Source organism: Chromohalobacter israelensis DSM 3043, from assembly GCF_000055785.1.
Classification (GTDB): domain Bacteria; phylum Pseudomonadota; class Gammaproteobacteria; order Pseudomonadales; family Halomonadaceae; genus Chromohalobacter; species Chromohalobacter israelensis.
In genome coordinates this window covers 1,016,588-1,032,509 of sequence record NC_007963.1, presented here as the reverse complement: position 1 = coordinate 1,032,509, position 15,922 = coordinate 1,016,588, and the positions used below count along the sequence as shown (strand labels likewise).

Annotated in this window: 15 protein-coding genes; 8 read left to right on the top strand and 7 right to left on the bottom strand. The window is 64.6% G+C overall.

Annotation, left to right across the window (positions count from 1 at the left end; all coding sequences use genetic code 11):
• Window positions 1-29 precede the first annotated feature (29 nt).
• A complete protein-coding gene (locus tag CSAL_RS04715; RefSeq protein ID WP_011506220.1) occupies window positions 30-2,495 on the bottom strand; it encodes an LPS-assembly protein LptD in 2,466 nt (821 codons plus the stop codon).
• 209 nt (window positions 2,496-2,704) lie between these two features.
• Here CSAL_RS04715 and CSAL_RS04710 point away from each other — a divergent pair, with 209 nt between their 5' ends.
• From CSAL_RS04710 to speD, 4 genes are all read left to right on the top strand, one after another.
• Entirely contained in the window at window positions 2,705-3,739 is a 1,035-nt protein-coding gene (locus CSAL_RS04710) for an aminoglycoside phosphotransferase family protein (RefSeq protein ID WP_011506219.1), read from the top strand.
• Window positions 3,736-4,404 (top strand): N-acetylmuramate alpha-1-phosphate uridylyltransferase MurU, encoded by a 669-nt coding sequence (gene murU, locus CSAL_RS04705; RefSeq protein WP_011506218.1) that lies wholly within the window; start codon window positions 3,736-3,738, stop codon window positions 4,402-4,404. Before CSAL_RS04710 ends, murU begins: the two co-directional genes overlap by 4 nt.
• A gap of 178 nt (window positions 4,405-4,582) precedes the next feature.
• Entirely contained in the window at window positions 4,583-5,002 is a 420-nt protein-coding gene (locus tag CSAL_RS04700) for an OsmC family protein (RefSeq protein ID WP_011506217.1), read from the top strand.
• A gap of 169 nt (window positions 5,003-5,171) precedes the next feature.
• Window positions 5,172-5,966, top strand: a complete 795-nt coding sequence (gene speD, locus CSAL_RS04695) for an adenosylmethionine decarboxylase (protein ID WP_011506216.1) — start codon at window positions 5,172-5,174, stop codon at window positions 5,964-5,966.
• A 130-nt stretch (window positions 5,967-6,096) separates the two neighbouring features.
• On the opposite strand, the gene coq7 is transcribed toward speD, so the two are convergent.
• The 5 genes from coq7 to phaR all read right to left on the bottom strand — a co-directional run bounded on the left by coq7 (window position 6,097) and on the right by phaR (window position 10,102).
• Window positions 6,097-6,738, bottom strand: a complete 642-nt coding sequence (gene coq7 / locus CSAL_RS04690; RefSeq protein ID WP_011506215.1) for a 2-polyprenyl-3-methyl-6-methoxy-1,4-benzoquinone monooxygenase — start codon at window positions 6,736-6,738, stop codon at window positions 6,097-6,099.
• 138 nt (window positions 6,739-6,876) lie between these two features.
• A complete protein-coding gene (locus tag CSAL_RS04685; RefSeq protein ID WP_011506214.1) occupies window positions 6,877-7,218 on the bottom strand; it encodes a histidine triad nucleotide-binding protein in 342 nt (113 codons plus the stop codon).
• Window positions 7,219-7,254: 36 nt separating this feature from the next.
• A complete protein-coding gene (locus tag CSAL_RS04680) occupies window positions 7,255-8,127 on the bottom strand; it encodes a phosphoribulokinase (protein ID WP_011506213.1) in 873 nt (290 codons plus the stop codon).
• Between the two features lie 141 nt (window positions 8,128-8,268).
• Window positions 8,269-9,567, bottom strand: coding sequence for a phosphoribosylamine--glycine ligase (gene purD, locus CSAL_RS04675; RefSeq protein ID WP_011506212.1), 1,299 nt, complete (start codon window positions 9,565-9,567; stop codon window positions 8,269-8,271).
• 79 nt (window positions 9,568-9,646) lie between these two features.
• A complete protein-coding gene (phaR, locus tag CSAL_RS04670) occupies window positions 9,647-10,102 on the bottom strand; it encodes a polyhydroxyalkanoate synthesis repressor PhaR (RefSeq protein ID WP_011506211.1) in 456 nt (151 codons plus the stop codon).
• Between the two features lie 116 nt (window positions 10,103-10,218).
• Between phaR and CSAL_RS04665 the strand changes: the two genes are divergently transcribed.
• From CSAL_RS04665 to CSAL_RS04655, 3 genes are all read left to right on the top strand, one after another.
• Entirely contained in the window at window positions 10,219-10,929 is a 711-nt protein-coding gene (locus CSAL_RS04665) for a 16S rRNA (uracil(1498)-N(3))-methyltransferase (protein WP_011506210.1), read from the top strand.
• Window positions 10,930-11,134: 205 nt separating this feature from the next.
• A complete protein-coding gene (locus CSAL_RS17775; protein WP_011506209.1) occupies window positions 11,135-12,457 on the top strand; it encodes a methyl-accepting chemotaxis protein in 1,323 nt (440 codons plus the stop codon).
• A gap of 211 nt (window positions 12,458-12,668) precedes the next feature.
• Window positions 12,669-14,021, top strand: a complete 1,353-nt coding sequence (locus CSAL_RS04655; protein WP_011506208.1) for a methyl-accepting chemotaxis protein — start codon at window positions 12,669-12,671, stop codon at window positions 14,019-14,021.
• Window positions 14,022-14,030: 9 nt separating this feature from the next.
• Here CSAL_RS04655 and CSAL_RS04650 read toward each other — a convergent pair whose 3' ends face one another.
• Window positions 14,031-15,323, bottom strand: a complete 1,293-nt coding sequence (locus CSAL_RS04650; RefSeq protein WP_011506207.1) for a lytic murein transglycosylase — start codon at window positions 15,321-15,323, stop codon at window positions 14,031-14,033.
• Between the two features lie 370 nt (window positions 15,324-15,693).
• Here CSAL_RS04650 and CSAL_RS17555 point away from each other — a divergent pair, with 370 nt between their 5' ends.
• Window positions 15,694-15,870 (top strand): hypothetical protein, encoded by a 177-nt coding sequence (locus CSAL_RS17555; RefSeq protein WP_156961503.1) that lies wholly within the window; start codon window positions 15,694-15,696, stop codon window positions 15,868-15,870.
• Window positions 15,871-15,922: the final 52 nt, after the last annotated feature.

Here is a 15,922-nt window from a genome sequence, read left to right as displayed (position 1 = left end):
CACCGACGGTGAATACCTGCCAGCGTGGATCAGAAGCGCGTCGCCCGGTAGCCGGGAATCGCTTCCTCGAAGTAGGTGTCGGCTTCCTGGCCGACGCCACCCAGACCCTTGAACACGAAACGCAAGAATACGCCGCGGTCCGTATAGTCGTCATCGATGGTATTGGCGGTGTCGTTGTCCTCGATCCATTCACGCCAGACCAGCTGCACCGCCGAACAGCAGTCATTGAACTGCACCCCCGCCAGTTGCTCCATGGCACGGTCGTTGGTGTTGTCGTACAAGAAACGGCCGATCAGGTCCAGGCTCGGCGTCGCCTGGTAGGCGAAGGACACGTCGTAATCCTCGCGGTTGTAGCCCAGGCGATCCTCGGCATCATCCGCCGGCTCGAACCCTTCGAGTTGCCAACTGTAGCCAAGGTTCAACACATGCCCCGCGGGATCGTTGTATTGCAGGTACGCCGAGGCCTTTTCGGTCACGCTGCGGTCGGCATCGTAAAACCAGGCATAACGGCTACGCCAGCGTTCGCTGATCCGCCAGTCGAGCTGCGTGATCACCGGCGAACGATCCCGCGTGGCGTTGTACCAGTCCTGATAGTTGCGTTCCTTGTTCGGCAAGGTGTCCGGATCGCCGTTCATGTCGATGTTGCGATCGGAGAAGTAGCTGCTCTGCCCCACCGACAGCGACAGGCGCTCGCGCCCGGTATCGTCTTCCAGGAAGCGTGTCGAGGCGCCGTAGGACAGCTTGTTGACATCTCCCAGACGATCGGCGCCGGTGAAGCGGTAAGGGGACCACAGCTGCCCCCAGGACACGGCCCGCTCGCTGGTATCGAAGTCGGGGAAATCGCTCTGGTCGCGCTCCGGCACATAGGCGTAATAAAGCCGTGGCTCCAGCGTCTGGCGCCAGTCGCTACCGAACAGCGAGGTATCGCGCTCGAAGATCAATCCCGAATCCATCGAGAGGACCGGCGCCACCAGCGAGGGGTTCTCGTCGCGGTCGGTCTGCCGGTTGCCGTAATCGAGCTGGTAGCTCGACTGCCAGAGCTGCGCGCGCGGCTCGAGAAAGCCCCAACTGGGCTCGGCCCGCCATCCCAGGGCCGGCGTCAGATGCAAGCGCGACCCGTTGGCGGCCTCGCGCAGCGGAATGGTGCGCCGATTGCCGGTTTCCTCGTCCGTCCAGCGTCCCTGGCTGTCGACGCCGTGGAGATCGCGCCAGAAATAGGTCGCGTTGGAATTCCACTCCTGATAGAAGCCGCTGTCCTGGCGCCAGCGGGCGTCGGCGCTCAGGCTCGGCAGGCGGTAGAACGGCTTGTCGTCCTCGTCGAGTGGGTAATCGAGCTTCTGGTAGCCCTGCGCGCGCGCGTCCAGTCGCCAGGTATCGCCGCGATAGGTCGTACGTGCCAGGCGCAGCAGATGATCGGTATCCTGCTCGGCGAAATCGCGCCCGAAGTCATCGAAGTAACGACCGTCGCTCGCCGCCCCGTAGGCCAGCTGATAGTCCAGGCGCGGCGAGAAACGCCCCGCATGGCGATAGTCGATGTACCAGCGCGACTCATCCTCGAAGGCATCGTCGGGATCGTTGGGGTTGTCGCTGGCGCCGCCCTTGTCGCTGGCCAGGTACGCCCCCTCGATGGTGCCCTGGTCGCTGCCGAACAGATAGCGGAATTCGCCGCCCAGCATGGTCCCATGCTCGCTCATCCAGCGCGGCGAGAGGGTGGCGTCGTAGTTGGGCGCCAGGTTGAGGTAATAAGGCTGGGTATAATCCAGTCCATCGCCCGAGAAGCCGAGCGTCGGCCACAGAAAACCGCTTTGCCGGCGGTCGTCGATGGGAAAGCGCAGCCAGGGCCAGTAGAAGACCGGCACATCGCCCATTTCCAGGCGTGCGTGCGTGGCGGTACCGAACCCTTCGGCGCGATCCAGGGTCACGTCACTGCCCACCATGCGCCACAGGCGGTTCCCCGGTTCGCAGGTGGTGAAGCTGGCATCGTCGAGACGGTAGCGGCCATCCGGCAGACGCTGCAGCTCGATCGCATCGCCGCGCACGCGTTGCTCGTGGATCACGTAGTGGGCGTTGTCGACTTGCGCGGCATCGCCGTCCAGCGCCATGCTCGCGTCACCGCCACGCACCAGCAGGCCGGGATAGCGAACCGCCGTCGGGCCTTCGGCGAAGGCTCGATCGCGCTCCGCGTTGACCCGCACGCGAGGCGCCTCGAGCTGGGTATCGTCGCGGCGCAGCACCACCTCGCCGGCGAGCACGGTGGCGCCGCCATCGCCGTAGGCGGCGGTAGCGGAATCGGTGCGCACTTGCCGGGGCGTATCACCGGCGGACAACCGATAGCCCGGTTCGACGTAACGTCCGCTGCACAGCGCGCCATTCGGCGCCTGGTCGCCCCAGGGTTGCCAATCGAGCTGCTGCGCGGGCAGGGGGGCGGGAGGCGCCGCGTGGGCAGCGCTCACCATCAAGCCTGAGAGGGCAGTCCAGAAGAGTCGCTTGCCCATGGTCCTCTGTGTCCTTGCCGAGTGGAATCGGTATTATACAGCCCCTGTCGCGTGCGTCTGCCTCGCGAGGGGCACGCGACACACGCAGATACCACGCGACGCCTTGATCGTCGACGCGATGCGACGAGGCGAAGGACGCGCCAGGGAGTCGACGCCCAGCATGCGGCGGCGAACCAGGCCCGTCAACACGCAACCCACGAGGAGCCCGCATGAACGAGCGCGCGGAGACCCTGCAACGCTGGGTCGCCCGGCAACACGACCTGCCCCTCGGCGACTGCCGACTGGAACAGGTCGCCGGCGACGCCAGCTTTCGCCATTACTACCGCCTGCACCTGCCCGACGGTACGCCGCGGGTGCTCATGGATGCACCGCCCGAACGCGAGAACAGCCGGGCCTTCGTGGACATCGCCCGCGACTGGCGCGCCGCCTCGCTCCCCGTTCCTGCCCTGCATGCGGTGGATCTCGCGGCGGGATTCGTCGAACTCGAGGATCTCGGCGACGACGTCATGCATCAGCACCTGACCACCGAGGCCGCGGCCGACACCTGGTTCACGCGCGCCCTGGACCTGCTCGAACACGTGCAGCGCCAGGCGCCGAGTGCCGCATTGCCCGCCTACGATCGCGACCTGCTGGGGCGCGAGCTGGATCTGTTTCCCGACTGGTGCCTGTCGCGCCTGCTCGAGATTCCCGCACCGCCCGAGTGGCCCGCGCTGCGCGAGGCGCTCATCGATAGCGCCCTCGCCCAGCCCAGGGTCGCCGTTCATCGCGACTTCGACGCCATGAACCTGATGGTGCGCGACGACACGCTGTGGTTGATCGATTTCCAGGACGCCGTGCGCGGCCCTCTCAGCTACGATCTCGTCTCGCTGTTGCGCGGACGCTACCGGCTGTGGTCGCGCGAACGCATGGACACCTTCATCGAGACCTTTCATCGGCGGGCGGTGGCGGATGGTCGGCTGCCCGCCGACAGCGACATCGCCACCTTCACGCGTCAGGTAGAGGCCATGGGCATCCAGCGCTCCCTCAAGGTGCTGGGCATCTTCTGCCGCCTGGCGCTGCGCGACGCCAAGCCACGCTACCTGGCGCGCCTGCCGCACTTTCTGGCCCACCTCCGCCACGGTCTCGAGGCAGTGCCCGAGCATGCCGCTTTCCTCGCCTGGGTGGAGACGACCCTGACGCCGGCACTGCAGCGCGCGCTCGAGCATCATGGCATCGCCCGGACGCGGGAGGAGAGCGCGTCATGAAGGCCATGATCCTCGCCGCCGGCCTCGGCACCCGCATGCGCCCCTTGACTGACCACTGCCCCAAGCCCTTGCTGACGGTGGCCGGCAAGCCGCTGATCGTGCATCACCTGGAGCGCCTGGCGGCCGCCGGCATCACCGATATCGTGATCAACGTCAGCTATCGCGCCGACCAGATCGTCGAAGCACTCGGCGACGGCCGGCGCTTCGGCGTATCCTTGACCTTCAGCCACGAGACCACGCCGCTGGAGACGGCCGGGGGCTTGCGACACGCCCTGCCCGCCCTGGGCGATGCGCCCTTTCTGCTGCTCAATGGCGACGTCTGGAGCGATATCGACCTGGCGACGCTTCCCCGCCTCGGCGACGATCTCGCCCACCTGATCCTGGTCGACAACCCCGTGCACCATGCCCGAGGCGATTTCGCCCTGGACGAGAACGGTCGCGTGCGGCTCGATGGCGCTGCCTGCCTGACCTATGCGGGCCTGGCGATACTCGACCCCGCGCTGGTCGCCGGATTGCCGGACGACGTCCCGGCAAAACTGGCACCCTTGCTGCGCGAGGCCATCGTGGAAGACCGCGTGGGCGGCACGCACCATCGCGGCGGCTGGGTGGATGTAGGCACGCCCGAGCGCCTCGCGACCCTGGACGAGCATCTGCGTGGCGTTTGATATCGTCGCGGAATGTCCCCACATTGGAGGACGCCCGTGACGCGCGGTCCGCGCCCGGACGCACCGCTTCCTGAAGCGCCCGCACAGACGCCACCTCTTGACGCCGCGCGCGGGCGCGGCACCCTGTAACGCCGCCCGAATCGGCGGCCCATGCACGACAGACGAGGACACCCAATCAATGAAAGCCAGCATCAAGTGGACCGACGGTCGCCAGTTCGTCGCCGAGGCCGGCAGTGGACACAGCGTCGTGATCGACGGCAACCCGGAAAACGGCGGTCGCAATACCGGACCACGCCCCATGGAAATGATGCTCATGGGACTGGGAGGCTGCACCTCGTTCGATGTCATGCAGATTCTCGACAAGTCCCGGGCACCGGTGACGGACTGCGTGGCAAGCGTCGAGGCCGAACGTGCCGAGGGCACTCCGGCGGTGTTCACCAAGATTCACGTGCATTTCACGGTGACCGGCCATGGTCTCAAGGAAGCCCAGGTCAAGCGCGCGGTGGAACTCTCCGCCGACAAGTACTGCAGCGCCTCGATCATGCTCGCCCGCGGCGGCGTCGAGATGACGCACTCCTACGAAATCGTCGAGGCGTGACGCACTCCACGGCGGCATCGAACACGGCGACCTGAAAGAAATTGCAATCGACAGATGCGCCGGTCATGGCGGATGTGCATAATACGCGCCTTCCTTCATACGCATCTGCTCGGGTTCCGGCGCCTGTTCGTCGGGTTCAGTATCAACCTGCCAACTGGGAGGCTCGGACGTGACCGATAATCTCCGACTCCACGGGTTCAACAACCTGACCAGCTCGCTGAGCTTCAACATCTACGATATCTGCTATGCCAAGACGGAAGAGCAGCGCAAGGCGTACATCGATTACATCGACGAGCTTTATAACGCCGAACGCCTGACGCAGATCCTCAAGGACGTCACCAATATCATCGGTGCGCACGTGCTCAATATCTCGCGTCAGGATTACGAGCCCCACGGCGCCAGCGTGACCATCCTCATCGCCGAGCACGAACTCGACGAGCACGACCCGGAACATATCGAACCGGGACCGGGGCCGCTCCCCCAGACCGTGCTGGGCCACCTCGACAAGAGCCACGTCACGGTGCATACCTATCCGGAGTCGCACCCGGACAACGGCATCAGCACCTTTCGCCTGGACATCGACGTGTCCACCTGCGGCATGATCAGCCCGCTCAAGGCGCTCAACTACCTCATTCACAGTTTCGATTCCGATATCGTGACCACGGATTATCGCGTGCGTGGCTTCACCCGCGATGTCGACGGGCGCAAGCTGTTCATCGATCACGACATCACGTCCATCCAGGATTACCTGGCGGAAGACACCAAGCGTGCCTACCAGATGGTCGACGTCAACGTCTATCAGGAAAACATGTTCCACACCAAGATGTTGCTGAAGGACTTCGACCTCGACAATTATCTGTTCGGCAGCACGCGCCGCGACCTCACCTTCGAGGAAGCCCGCGACATCGAGGATCGCCTCCGCAAGGAGATGCTGGAGATCTTCTACTCGCGCAATCTCGACTGACACCGGGGACGCGCGATCGCAAGCGCGCTGTGGACGAAAAAGAAGCGGGAAAAACACATCGCCCCTGTCGGCAAGGCAACCGACAGGGGCGATGTCGTGTCCGGCACGCGTGACATGGCCGGTGCGTGCGTCAAAGCGTATAGACGGACTTGGTCATCACCTTGGACATCAGGCGCATGCCCAGCTTGAGCGGCGCGGGAAAACGGGCGCCGCCCGCCTCCAGCGCCCAGCGTTCGTGGTGCGCTTCATCGGTACGCATCTGTTCGAGCACCGCCCGCGAGCGACGATCCCCCATCGGCAGCTTGTGCATGTGATCGTCGAGATGACGGCCGACCTGTTCTTCGGTGGCGGCGACGAACCCCAGACTGATGTTGTCGCCCAGCTTGCCGGCCAACGCGCCCATGCCGAACGAGGCCGCATAGAACGCCGGGTTGAGATAGCTGGTGCGGCTGTCGAGCTCGCGCAGACGCTCGTCGCACCAGGCCAGATGATCGATCTCCTCGGCCGCGGCCTGCTCCATCTGGTCGCGGGTTTCATGCAGCTTGGCGGTCAGCCCCTGTCCTTGATAGAGCGCCTGGGCACACACCTCGCCGGTGTGGTTGATGCGCATCAAGCCCGCGGCATGACGACGCTCGGCATCGCTCATCGCCTTGTCCTGCGTGCCCGCGGCGGGGTTCGCCCGCGAGGCGGTGGCGGCATGCGGCACGAGGGTGCGCAAGATGGTATCGAACTGGTGGATCAAGTTGTCGGTACGGGACAGCTGACGGGACATGAGACGTATTACTCCATGCGTCGAACCGTAAAGGGAAAACGCGCGGGCATCAGAAAACCGGGCCACTCGTCGAGCGGCCCGGCAGCATCGATGCGTCCATCGCTCGGAAGACACGCGCACGGCGCTGGCGCGTGACGGTCAGCCCGCTGGCCAAGTGAAGCGACGACCGCCCATCAGATGCATATGAATATGATAGACCGACTGTCCGCCGTGGTCATTGCAATTCATCACCACGCGGTAGCCGTCCTCGGCAAACCCCAGCTCGCGGGCCAGCGTGGCGGCGGTGTGCTGCAGCCGGCCGACCAGGGTCAGATCCTCCGGCGTGATGTCGTTGAGCGTGGCGATGTGTTTCTTGGGGATGATCAGTACATGGGTCGGCGCTTGCGGGTTGATGTCGTTGAACGCCAGCACGTGTTCATCCTCGTAGACGACATCGGGCTCGATGTCGCGATTCACCATCTTGCAGAACAGGCACTCCATGAGGCTTCCTCTTCGAAAATCGATGTCGGTAACCGTCTAGCGGAAACGGCGTTGATCCAGCAGTTGCGTCACCAGCGGCGACAGAATCAAGTCCATGGCCAGGGACATGCGCGCGCCCGGCACCACCAGGGTGTGCGGACGCGTCATGAAGGAGTCGCGAATCATCGTCAGCAGATAGGGAAAGTCCACCGAGTGCGGATCGCGAAAGCGGATCACCACCATGGATTCGGCGTCGGTGGGAATGTCCTGCACCTCGAAGGGGTTGGACGTATCCACCGTCGGTACACGCTGGAAGTTGATATGACTGCGCGAGAACTGCGGCTGGATGTAGCGCACGTAATCGTTCATGCGCCCCAGAATGGTGTCGATGACCGACTCCTGGGAATGCCCGCGCAGCTTGGTGTCGCGATGGATCTTCTGTATCCATTCGAGGTTCATGGTCGGCGCCACGCCCACCAGCAGGTCGACGTGCTTGGCGATGTCGTACTCGTGGGTCACCAGCCCGCCATGCAACCCTTCATAGAACAACAGGTCGGTACCGCCGGGCAGCGGCTCCCACTCGGTGAACGTGCCGACCTGGCACCCGGCCTCGATGCGCTGCTTGTCCTCGGCGTGGATATAGTGCCGGTGCATCCCCACGCCCAGGTCGCCGTATTCCTGAAACAGTCCCTCGAGGCGGTCGAGCAGGTTGGCTTCCACCGCGAAATGCGACAGCTCGGCCTTGCGGCTGGGTTCCTCGGCGAAGATGCGCGCCAGCTCGTCCCGGGTGTAGCGGTGAAAGGCATCGCCATCCACGAACGCCGCGTGAATGTCCTCGCGCGCGAACATGCGCTCGAACGTCCGCTTGACGGTGGTGGTGCCAGCGCCCGAAGAGCCGGTCACCGCGATGATCGGATACTCACGCGACATGCCGCGTCTCCCTGTATCGCGTAGGGCCTGACCCGTGGCCCGTCATGCCGGCCGCGCGGCCGGCGATGCTCGATCGTACCGGTTCCATGTCGCGTCACCCTGCTCGTCGCTCTAGATTGGCGGGCGTGATGCCCCGTGCCCTCAGGTGTTGGCGTCGCGCTCTCGCGCCACGGCGCGATGCGCGATGTCGCGACGATACAGCGCATCCTGCCAATGAATCGCCGCGACCCCCTCGTAGGCATGCTCGCGCGCCACCGTGACGCGCGCGCCCAAGGCCGTCACACATAGCACGCGACCGCCGCTGGTCACGACTCGACCATCGTCGCGCAGGGCGGTCCCGGCATGGAAGACCTTGCATCCCACGGCCTCGGCACCGTCGAGCCCCTCGATGACGTCGCCCTTGCGATAATCACCGGGATAGCCCCCCGCCGCCATGACCACGCCCACCGCCGCGCGGGTATCCCAGTCGCACTGCTGGGAGGCGAGCTGCCCGCGGGTCGCGGCCAGGCAGAGCCCCACCAGGTCCGACTTCAAGCGCAGCAGGATCGGCTGGGTTTCCGGATCGCCGAAACGGCAATTGTACTCGATCACCTTGGGCGCACCTTGCGGGGAGATCATCAAGCCAGCGTACAGAAAGCCGGTATAGGGGTGTCCCTCTTCGGCCATGCCGCGCACGGTGGGCAGTATGACCTCGTCCATGATGCGTTTCTCGACCTCCCGGGTCACCACCGGCGCCGGCGAGTAGGCGCCCATGCCGCCGGTGTTGGGTCCGGTGTCGCCATCTCCGGCACGCTTGTGATCCTGACTGGTGGCCATGGGCAGCACGTGTTCGCCGTCCACCATGACGATGAAGCTGGCTTCCTCGCCTTCCAGAAACTCCTCGATCACCACCCGGGCGCCGGCGTCACCGAAGGCGTTGCCGGCCAGGATGTCGCGCACCGCCGTCTCGGCCTCCGCCTCGCTCATGGCGACGATCACGCCCTTGCCGGCGGCGAGCCCGTCGGCCTTGATGACGATCGGCGCCCCCTGCTCGCGCACGTAGGCCAGCGCCGGCTCGACGTCGCTGAAGGTGGCGTAGGCCGCGGTGGGAATCGCATGCCGGGCGAGGAAATCCTTGGCGAAGGCCTTGGATCCCTCCAGCTGGGCGGCGGCCTGTGTCGGGCCGAAGATCGCCAGCCCTGCGGCCCGGAAACGATCGACCACGCCTTCGACCAGCGGAGCCTCGGGGCCGACAATGGTCAGGTCGACGCCGTTGTCTCTCGCGAACGCCTCCAGACCGGCAAGGTCCGTGGCGTCGATCGCCACGTTGGTGAGCTTCGACTCACGCGCGGTGCCGGCGTTGCCCGGCGCCACGAAAACGGCGTCGACGCGCGGGGATTGGGCTGCCTTCCAGGCGAGAGCGTGCTCGCGGCCACCGCCGCCGATGATCAAAACCTTCATCTGGATACGACCTTATGGAGCTATGACGAAAATGATCCGACTATTATGTCAGAAAGCGCGCGCCGCGACAGACCAGCCCTCAGCGCTCGGTGTCGTCGTCGCGCGTCTGGTGCTGGCGCATCATGCGCTGCCAGAAACGCAGGTTGTCCTCGGCCAGCTCGCGCATCGTCTCCACCGGCGAGTGGCGTATCGCCTGCTGCCATTGATCCTGCATGCGACGCTGCTGCTCCAGCATCAATTGCGTGCCCTGTTCGAGATAGCGCGCCAGCGGCAAGGGCTGCGCCATGGCGTAGATACGGATCAATTGCTCCAGCAGCGCGTTGGAGAAGACATCGGCGTCGTTGTCGTGACGCTGCTCCTGCTCGGTGATGATCGACAGCAGGATGGTACGCGTCAGATCCTCGCCGCTCTTGGCATCCTCGACCCGAAACGCTTCCTCTTCGAGCACCAGGTGGCGCAAGTCTTCCAGCGTCACATAGCGACTCTGCTGCGTATCGTAGAGTCGCCGATTGGCATATTTGCGTATCACGCGCACGGCGGATTCCTTACGGTGGCTTTATTGCATTGTGCACCGACGACCGCCCAGCGCAAGCCAGCCGCGACAGCACACGACCACGATAGTAAAATGTGCCCACCACTGGTGGAGCCCACATGAACCTCATTCTGTTCGACGACCGCGATCGACTCGACACCCGACACGTCCGTCTGAGCGACCCCGAACGCCTGCGTCATCTGCGCGACGTGCAACGCGCCGAACCCGGCGACGAACTCAGCGTCGGCCTTCTGGGCGGTCGCTGGGGGCGCGGCCGACTGTTGTCGCTGGATGCCGCCGGCGCCGTCTTCGAGATCCACCTGGACCGCGATCCCCCCGCGCCCCTGCCCGTGCATCTGCTGCTGGCGTTGCCTCGCCCCCGCATGCTGGCACGCACCCTGGAACATGTCACCGCCCTGGGCGTGAAACGCCTGACGCTGCTGCATACTCGACGCGTCGAAAAAAGCTACTGGCAGTCCCCCGAGCTCAGGCCCGAGAAGATCCGGCATCACCTGCTGCTCGGTCTCGAGCAGGCTCGCGATACGCAATTGCCGCATCTGGATTTCGAGCCCCGTTTCAAGCCGTTCATCGAGGACCGCCTTCCTGGGCAACTGGCCGGCCGCCGTGCCCTGATTGCCCACCCCGGCATGGCCGAGACCTGCCCGCGAGGCCTCGCCGAACCGGTCACGCTGGCAGTCGGCCCCGAGGGAGGCTTCATCCCTTACGAAGTCGAACGCCTGCAGGCCCTGGGCTTCACCGGCGTCCACCTGGGCGAGCGCATCCTGCGCGTCGAAACCGCCGTGACCGCGCTGCTCGCACGACTTTTCTAGCCGGACGAGCCTTCCGTGCGGCTCGCTCTCCTGACTTGTCTTCGGTTTGCTTATTCACGCACCGGATTGGTCCCTGCCTAAAAGCTCGTCCAATACTGTCGATACTGGCTGCAATGCCGTCAGCAACTCGACGTGCCATGCAAGCATCCTCTGAATCACCAGCGACTCGCCCAGAGTTCGACCAAGAAAAAAAGGAACGCAGGAGATGGCCTTATTCCGTTCGTCGCCGCCCCATGCCACCGTGCTCGACGCCATTCACCGCGCCATGGCCGTCATCGAGTTCTCGCCCGAGGGTCGCATTCTCTCTGCCAATGCCAACTTTCTCGAGGCCACCGGATATCGTGCCGATGACCTGATCGGCGAGCATCATCGTCGCCTCTGCGCCCCCGATCTGGCCGCGAGCCACGAGTATGCAGCCTTCTGGGAGCGGCTGCGGCAAGGCGAATTCATTGCCGGGCGCTTCAAGCGCCGGACCCGGGACGACCAGCCCCTCTGGCTGGAAGCGTCGTACAGTCCGATCTGCGACCGTCACGGCAAGGTGGTTCGCGTGGTCAAGACAGCGACCGATATCACCGCACGAGTGCGCGACGAACAGGAGATGAACAGTCGGCTCAACGCCATCGACCGGGCCATGGCGGTCATCGAGTTCACGCCGGACGGGCACATCCTGACTGCCAACGACAATTTCCTGAACACGGTGGGCTACACCCTCGACGAGATCCGCGGCGTCCACCACCGGATCTTCTGCGCGCAGGACTATGCCGCCAGCCAGGAATACCGCGATTTCTGGGCTCATCTGAACGCCGGTGAATTCCTGTCGGGGCAGTTCCAGCGTCTCGACCGGCAAGGCCGGACACTGTGGCTCGAGGCGAGCTACAACCCGGTCTTCGATGCCGAGGGGCGGTTGTACAAGGTGGTCAAGTTCGCCACCGACATCACCGACCGCGTGACGCGAGAAGACGAAAGCGCGCGCATGGCCTATCGCATCTCGTCGAACACGGAAACCTCCGCCAACGACGGCTCGCGCATCATCAACGACACCGTCACCGAGATTCGGCGTATCGCCGATCAGGTCGCCACCACGTCGCAACAGCTCGCAACCCTCGAGCAGCGCTCCGCCGACATCAACGCGGTGATCGAAAGCATTCACGACATCGCCGAGCAGACCAATCTGCTGGCGCTCAACGCCGCCATCGAGGCGGCACGCGCCGGCGAGCATGGTCGTGGCTTCGCGGTGGTCTCCCACGAAGTACGCCAGCTGTCGATACGCACCTCGCAAGCCACCCGCGACATCACCGCCACCATTGCCAGCCTGCGCGATCTCACCCAGGAAGTGAACGGTGGCATGCAGGCCTGCCTGGGCAGCGTGGAGAACGGCGTCCGCATGGCGGGGGAAGCAGGACACGCCATCGATAAAATTCGTGCCGGGGCCAACGACGTCGTCAGCGCCATTGCCCATGTCGCTTCCACCCGGCACCACCTCGACGCCGATCACGCCTCCACCACATCGCACGCCGCTCACGCCTGACTCTCGCCTCCTTCCCCCCTCTCCACGCACCGCCCATCACCGCAAGGTGGTGGGCCGACGATGCTGCGCGCTAAAAAACTGGACATCACTATATTTAATGTACAACTATTGTACATATAAATCTGCTCGCTTTCTCACCACAGCCAGGTATTCTGCAACAAAAGTAAACATTCAGTAACGAATCTTTCACCATCCATGACATGGAGGTTCCATGATCCGTTTCCGCCAGCATCGCCGCGACACCGCCACGCTCGAGGCACTCGATCGCGCCACCGCCATCGTTCACTTCCATCCGGACGGAACGGTCCTCGATGCCAACGAGAATTTCCTGAAGATGACGGGATACCGTCTCGATGATCTTCAAGGGCAGCATCATCGCCTGCTGTGCGAACCGGCTCACGCACGAAGCGCCGAGTACCGCGACTTCTGGCGGCGTCTGGCGCATGGCGAGCACATGACCGGGCGCTACAAGCGCATCGGCAAGGAAGGACGGACTGTCTGGCTTGAAGCCTCGTATACGCCGATCATCGGGCGCTCGGGAGAGGTCAAGCGCGTGGTCAAGACAGCCAGCGACATCACCGACAAGGTGCGTGCCGAGAACGACATGCGCAGCCGCCTCGATGCCCTGGATCGCTCGACGGCCATCATCGAATTCACGCCCGCGGGCGATATCCTGACTGCCAACGCCAACTTCCTGGCGGCCGTGGGATATCGGCTCGAAGAGGTCGTGGGGGCGCATCATCGTCTTTTCTGCGAGACCGAGTACGCCAGCAGCCAGGCATACCGAGACTTCTGGACGCGCCTCAATGCCGGAGAATTCATTGCCGGCGAGTTCAAGCGCCTCGATAGCCGGGGACGGACGCTGTGGCTCGAGGCCACCTACAACCCGGTTTTCGACGGTGACGGAAACTTGTACAAGATCATCAAGTTCGCCACCGATATTACCCAGCGCATCGAGCGCCATCAGGCGGAATCGGACAGCGCCCGCATGGCTTATCGCATTTCCACCGACACTGACGTCAGCGCAACCGACGGCGCACGCATCATCGGCGAGGCCGTCGAGGAAATCCGCCACATCGAGGCGCGGATTCGCCAGACCTCCACCGTCATCGACGAACTCACACGGCGTTCGCAGGACATCAATGCGGTCATCGAGAATATTCAGCAAATCACCGAGCAGACCAATCTGTTGGCACTCAATGCCGCCATCGAAGCGGCACGCGCGGGAGAACATGGCCGAGGATTCGCGGTGGTCGCCCGCGAGGTGCGTGCGCTCTCGACCCGCACGGCGCACGCCACCCGCGACATCGTGTCGACGACCGATACCCTGCGTGAGCTGACCCAGCATGCCGATGCCGGGATGCGCGATTGTCTTAGCGGTGTGGAAAGCGGAGTGCGGCGTGCGGAAGAGGCCGGCAGGACGATTCAGCGCATTCGTCAGGGAGCCAATGAAGTGGTGGCCGCCATCGAGCGTTTCTCCGCGACACTGGACGACGATCGAGGAAAAGAGCCGCTCCCTCCAGCGCCGCAGGCGATCGCGGCACCTCTGCCGGCGACCGCCTGAGCGATACGCTTACCGCGCGGTTGCGTCGCGCAGTGCCTCGAGCAGTGCAGGCGTGGGAAAGCCATCCGGTATGGCGCCCTGGCTGCGTTGATAAGCGCGCAGCCCCTTGCGGGTATTGGGCCCCACGATGCCATCCGGCGAGCCGCCGGTGGAAAAGCCCAGAGCATTGAGGCGACGTTGCATTTCCTTGATCTGGGTACGCGACAACGGCTCGACCTCACGGGGCCAGCTGCCTTGAATACCATCGCCGCCGGCGATGCGCTCGGCCAGCGTCACGACCGCCAGGGCGTAACTGGTCGACGCGTTGTAGCGCATGATGGCGCGGAAATTGGGCCCCACCAGGAAGGCCGGGCCACGCGCGCCCGCCGGGGCGATCACCGAGGCCGCATCGAACGTCGGCAAGGCTCCCTCGCGTGCGGTCACGCCCTGTGCCCGCCATGCAGCGCTGGAATGACGCACCGACAGCTCGGTCTGCGAATAATCGAACCCGTCGGGCAGCATGACCTCCACCCCCCAGGGTTGTCCCGCCTGCCAGCCGGCTTCCTCGAGATAATGCGCGGTCGAGGCCATGACATCATCGATGCTGCCCCAGATGTCGCGGCGACCGTCACCGTCGGCGTCAACGGCATAGGCGAGGAAGCTCGACGGCAGAAACTGCGTGTGCCCCATGGCACCTGCCCAGGAGCCGCGCATGTGATCGCGATCGATGTCGCCACTTTGCAGAATCTCCAGGGCCGCCAGCAGTTCCTCGCGGGCGAACGCCTGACGCCGCCCCTCGTACCCCAGCGTGGACAAGGCATCGATGGTCGAGAAACTGCCGAAATGGCTGCCGTAATTGCTCTCCACGCCCCAGATCGCGGTCAGGATTTCGGCCGGTACGGCGTAACGCTTTTCCGCGCGCATCGCGGCGGCGCGGTGCGCAGTGAGCTTTTCACGTCCCTGGCGAACGCGCTGCTCGGATACCGCCGTATCCAGGTAGCGCCACACCCGCTTGCTGAATTCCGGTTGAGAACGGTCGAGCTCGATGATCCGCGGTTGGAACCTCACCCCATCGAAGGCGGCAGCAAGCGTGACCTCGTCGATACCGGCGCTCGCGGCCTTCTGACGAAACGCCGCGACCCAGGCGGCGAAGTCCTGATGCGCGTCCCGGGAGGCGACCTGGCCTTCGCTGACGGTCGTCGGCGCGCTGCTGGACGACGGCGCAGCGTCGGCGGTGTCGACCGAGGCGGCATCGCTGGTCGCCACGCCTTGGCATCCCGCCAGGCAAAGGCCCAATGCGAGGCTGCAAAAGGGTCGTTTCATGTGTCGGTCCTTGATCCTGTGACGACGATAATGACGGCGCGTATCTTGCAGGAACGCGCCGCCGTGGCACACCGGCGGGCATCGCGTGCCGGCATGCGCTCATGCTACTCAGCCAGCGCGGCGGTCACCAGTCTCGAGAGCCGCTTTCCGACGACTCCGCGCCAAGGATCGTCAGCCGGGGATGCCGTGACCTGCCTTGAAACATGCATCGCTGCATCTTTCGCCACACAAGCTATAGCGGGGGTGGGAAGCGGCGTGGTACATTCGATCGATCATCTCGTTTTGGCGCCCGACGCAACCAAACATCAAGCAATACAAGCCGCTGTACGCACAGCCCCGCGCCGAAGCGTCCCGAAGGAGGAGAGACACCATGACAGGACATCACCTGCACGGCTATCTGCCGTTGCGCGCGCCCTGCCATTACGGTGCCCATCGTCTGTCACTCTTGCCAGCCGGCGATGCAACCGACCGCACCCCCGCCTGGATGCTCGCCCCGCGCGGCGTCAGACGCCCGTACCTGACGGATCCCCCCGCTTTTCGCGACTGACGTTCGCGTCACCTCCGTCCATACTCGTATCCGAGCCTCCGCCCGGCGGTAT